The 4,194-nt window shown below is 67.3% G+C and carries 6 protein-coding genes; 3 read left to right on the plus strand and 3 right to left on the minus strand.

The features are described 5' to 3' along the window. Positions 1 to 49: 49 nt before the first annotated feature. The 3 genes from ACV4UX_RS17615 to ACV4UX_RS17625 form a co-directional block, all read right to left on the minus strand. Positions 50 to 271 carry a hypothetical protein gene (locus tag ACV4UX_RS17615; RefSeq protein ID WP_491594585.1) on the minus strand — a complete coding sequence of 74 codons (222 nt, stop codon included), beginning with the start codon at positions 269 to 271 and terminating at the stop codon, positions 50 to 52. Between the two features lie 325 nt (positions 272 to 596). Beyond that, positions 597 to 1,124, minus strand: a complete 528-nt coding sequence (locus ACV4UX_RS17620) for a rhodanese-like domain-containing protein (RefSeq protein ID WP_491594586.1) — start codon at positions 1,122 to 1,124, stop codon at positions 597 to 599. A 91-nt stretch (positions 1,125 to 1,215) separates the two neighbouring features. Beyond that, positions 1,216 to 1,716: a MauE/DoxX family redox-associated membrane protein gene (locus ACV4UX_RS17625; RefSeq protein WP_491594587.1), complete on the minus strand. Its 501-nt coding sequence runs from the start codon at positions 1,714 to 1,716 to the stop codon at positions 1,216 to 1,218. Positions 1,717 to 1,897: 181 nt separating this feature from the next. Here ACV4UX_RS17625 and ACV4UX_RS17630 point away from each other — a divergent pair, with 181 nt between their 5' ends. The 3 genes from ACV4UX_RS17630 to ACV4UX_RS17640 form a co-directional block, all read left to right on the plus strand. Next, positions 1,898 to 2,305, plus strand: coding sequence for an SxtJ family membrane protein (locus ACV4UX_RS17630; protein ID WP_491594588.1), 408 nt, complete (start codon positions 1,898 to 1,900; stop codon positions 2,303 to 2,305). 15 nt (positions 2,306 to 2,320) lie between these two features. Then, on the plus strand, positions 2,321 to 2,470 hold the full coding sequence (locus ACV4UX_RS17635) for a DUF5989 family protein (protein ID WP_173082343.1): 150 nt from the start codon (positions 2,321 to 2,323) through the stop codon (positions 2,468 to 2,470). Positions 2,471 to 2,537: 67 nt separating this feature from the next. Next, positions 2,538 to 4,194, plus strand: a 1,657-nt coding sequence (locus ACV4UX_RS17640) for a carbamoyltransferase family protein (protein ID WP_491594589.1), incomplete at its 3' end; no start/stop codon positions are given.

Raw genomic sequence — 4,194 nt, forward strand, 5'->3', positions numbered from 1 at the left:
GGGCCTCCTCGCGGAGGCCCGGCGCAGGAAGCCGCGGCGGGGCCTTCCCCTACACTTTCCCGTTGATATTGAGCCCCTTGCCCATGTACGCGCCCTCCAGGACCTTGGTCTGGAAGTCGTAGTCCGCGTCGAACCCGCCGGAGCCGGAGCCCCCCGCGTTCATGTAGTCCAGCGTGGTTTTCACCACGCCCGCGCCGAAAAGCTGCTTGGAGGTCTTGGCGTCGAGAGTCGCTCCGGACGTTCCGGACACACCGCTCATGTCGTTGGTCATGGTCACCTCCCCGGGGAACGGACCGCGCCGCTTCATCCTTCTTATCGGCAGCGCCGCCCCGGTCTTTAGCAGCCTGATGAAAAATCCTCGCTGGCTGCGTTGCAGGGGAAAAGCCAAACCCTCACGTATGAGAAATACGCTTCGGGCTTGGCTTTTTCCCAGCGCCTTGCCAGCGAGTTTTTTGAACAGGCTGCAAGAATCGACTTTTTCTACGGGCTGTCAGGGCGGAGGGGACTTTTTCACCCCGGGAGCCTCCGCGCGCGGCGCGAAAAAGGCCCGGCCCCGCACGCGGGACCGGGCCTCGGAGGCGGCTGATCGAACAGGCCTACTTCACCTCTTCCACGGGGTACCTGGCGCCCTTCCAGGCGTAGATGCCGCCGGGGAAGCGCGAAACGTTGGCGTAGCCCAGCTTTTTGGCCCACAGCGCGCCGTTGTCGCTGCGCGTGCACTTGACGAAGCCGCAGTAGAACACGATGGCCCGGTTCTTGTCCGGGCCGAGCAGGGCCTCGAAATCCTTGACGCTCTTGCCTCCGGTCTTTGCGGCGTCCCACTCGGGCATGGGCTCGATGGGGAACTCGAAGGACACCGCGCCGGGCACGTGCTCCTTCTTGAAGGAGGCCTCGTAGGGCATGGTGTCCACCACGAGCACGGGCTTCTTCTCATCCAGGAGCTTCTTCAGTTCTTCGGCGGTCACCAGGGGGTAGCCGCCCTTCACGGTCTCCCGGGCAAGCTTCACGGCCAGGGCTTCCTTGTCCAGCTCTTCCTCGAACATGTCCTTGGCGAACGCGCCGGCCCCTCCGGCGGTGAGGATGGCCAGCAGGGCCACCAGCGACAACGCGAAACGAAACGCCATGATCTTCCTCCAGTCGGTCGAGTGGTTACTGTTTCCGCCACGGGACGCCCCGCCCGGCGGTGATGCAACGTCTTTCCTGGCCCGGCGCGCCTCACGCCGGGGCGACGTCCGCACCGCGCGCCCGGCGTCTGCGCCAGAACAGGAAGGCTGCGGCGGCCAGCATGGCCCCGTCGCGCCACAGGGCCTGCCGGATGGACCCGAAGGCCTCGCGCTCCGGGTCCGAGGGGCCGTAGCAGCCGCAATCGATGTCCAGCCCCATGCGCAGGGCGTGCGCCAGCACGGCCACGAAGACGAGGAGCAGCGCCGTGGTGAGTTCCAGGCCCCAGCGCATGTCCAGGAGCAGCAGTACGGCGGCGGCCACCTCCAGGCAGGGCAGCGCCACCGAGAGCGGCCCCACCAAGGCGTCGGGCAGGATGCCGAAGGCCCGCACCGTCACGGCGAACACCTCGGGGTTGCCAAGCTTCACCGCCCCGGCGGCCAGGAAGGCCAGGGCCAGCCCCGCCCTGACGATGCGGTCGGCCCATTCGCCCAGGCCCGCGCGGACAGGATGCGGCGTAGCGCCCGTGTTCGATCGACAGGTCCCTGCGTCCATGACCGCCCTCCTTCGGGCGCTTCTAAATGAGTTCGATCGACTGATCCAATCGCTTGTCGGGATGGCGGGCGTCTCCCCGCATCGGCGGCGGCTATGGGACCCCCCTGCCCGCCCGCCCGGCGGCGCACTTGCCACGGGAGGGGCTTTCTGGCAGAGTGCGGCGGAACTTGACGAGGAAAGTATGTCTAACCAATCGAAAAAAGGTTCTTTTTGGCTCTCGGCCACCCGGGCGCAGGCCCGCGATACGGGCATGGCCCTGGTGCTGGTGTGCCTGCTCGCGGCCTGGTTCACGGCGAACCGCACGTGGCTGGGCGTCGGCATCCTGCTGCTCGTGCTGGACATGACCTGGCCTTCGGCGTTCAAGGTCCCCGCCAAGCTCTGGCTGGGCCTGGCCCACGCCCTGGGCACGGTGATGTCCAAGCTGCTCCTCTCCGTCGTGTTCTTCGTCGTGCTCACGCCCATGGGGCTCGTGCGAAAGGCCCTGGGCAAGGACCCCATGCAGGTCCGGCGGTTCAAGAGCGGCCCCGAGAGCGTCTTCCGCGAGCGCGGCCACACCTTCACCGCCGCCGACATCGAAACACCCTACTAATCCAGGTACACCACCATGAGCTTTCTCGGCGATCTCTGGGGCTTTCTCAAAGTCCGCAAGAAGTTTTGGCTTCTGCCCATCATCCTGGTCCTGCTGCTCTTCGGCGTGCTCATCGTGCTGACAAGCGGCTCGGCCATCGCGCCGTTCATCTACACGCTGTTCTAGGCCGCCCCCGGGCGCCGCAAACGCTTCCGCCGCCGGGCCGTCCCGGCGGCGGTTCCAGGAACCCCCCATGTCCGAAGCCATTCTCGGCATCTCCGCCTACTACCACGACTCGGCGGCGGCGCTCGTCATCGACGGCGAGATCGTGGCCGCAGCCCACGAGGAGCGCTTCACCCGGCGCAAGCACGACGCCTCGTTCCCCGCCAACGCAGCCTCCTACTGCCTGGCCGAGGCGGGCCTGGCCTTCAAGGAGCTCACGGCCGTCGCCTTCTACGACAAGCCCTTCCTCAAGTTCGAGCGCCTGCTGGAGACCTACCACGGCTTCGCGCCCTCGGGCCTGACGAGCTTCCTGTCGGCCATGCCGGTGTGGATCAAGGAAAAGCTCTTCATGGGCAAGATGCTGCGCGACGAATTCGCCAAGCTGGGGCCGGGCAGGCCCCAGGTGCTCTTCCCCGAACACCACCTCTCCCACGCGGCCAGCGCCTTCTACCCCTCGCCCTTCGAGGAGGCCGCCATCCTGACCATCGACGGCGTGGGAGAGTGGGCCACCACGGCCATCGGCCACGGCAAGGGCAAGGACATCACCTTCCTGCGCGAGCTGGACTTCCCCCACTCCCTGGGCCTGCTCTACTCGGCCTTCACCTACTACTGCGGCTTCAAGGTGAACTCCGGCGAGTACAAGCTCATGGGCCTGGCCCCCTACGGCAACCCCGGCGCGCAGCGCGTGGCCGACTTCAAGGCCAAGATCCTCGACCAGCTCATCGATCTGCGCCCCGACGGCTCCATGCTCCTGAACATGGACTACTTCGGCTACGCCACGGGCCTGCGCATGTGCAACGAGGCCGCCTGGGAGCGTCTCTTCGGCCTGCCCAAGCGCGCCTCCGAGACCGAACTGACCCAGGACTACATGGACATGGCCCTGGCCATCCAGCAGGTGACCGAGGACGTGGTCATGCGCCTGGCGCGCACCGCCAGGGAGCTGACGGGCGCGAAGAACCTGACCATGGCCGGGGGCGTCTCGCTCAACTGCGTGGCCAACGGCAAGCTCATCCGCGAGGGCGTGTTCGAGGACGTGTGGATCCAGCCCGCGGCGGGCGACGCGGGCGGCGCCCTGGGCGCGGCCCTTTCCGCCCACCACATCTGGAAGGGCCACGAGCGCACCCCCCACAAGCGCGACGCCATGCGCGGGGCCTACCTTGGCCCCGAGTTCTCGGCCGCCGACGTGAAACGCCTGGCCGCGCGACGCCATGCCCCCTTCAAGCATTTCGACGACTTCGACGCCCTGGCCCGCAAGGTCTCTGGCCTGCTGGCCCAGGGCAACGTGGTGGGCTGGTTCCAGGGACGCATGGAGTACGGCCCGCGCGCCCTGGGCAACCGCTCCATCCTGGGCGACCCGCGCAACCCCGAGATGCAGAAGAAGCTCAACCTGAAGATCAAGTACCGCGAGGGTTTCCGCCCCTTCGCCCCCTCCGTGCTGGAGGAGGCCATCGGGGACTACTTCGACATCGACCGCCCCTCGCCCTACATGCTCCTGGTGGCCCCCGTGCGTTCCGAACGGCAGAACCCCCTGCCCGAAGGCTACGACGACATGGGCATGTGGGAGCGGCTCTACGTGCTGCGCTCCGACCTGCCCGCCATCACCCACGTGGACTACTCCGCGCGCATCCAGAGCGTGAGCCGCGACGTGAACGAGCGCTACTGGCGGCTCATCGACGCCTTCCGCCAGA

The organism is Fundidesulfovibrio sp. (assembly GCF_058402725.1).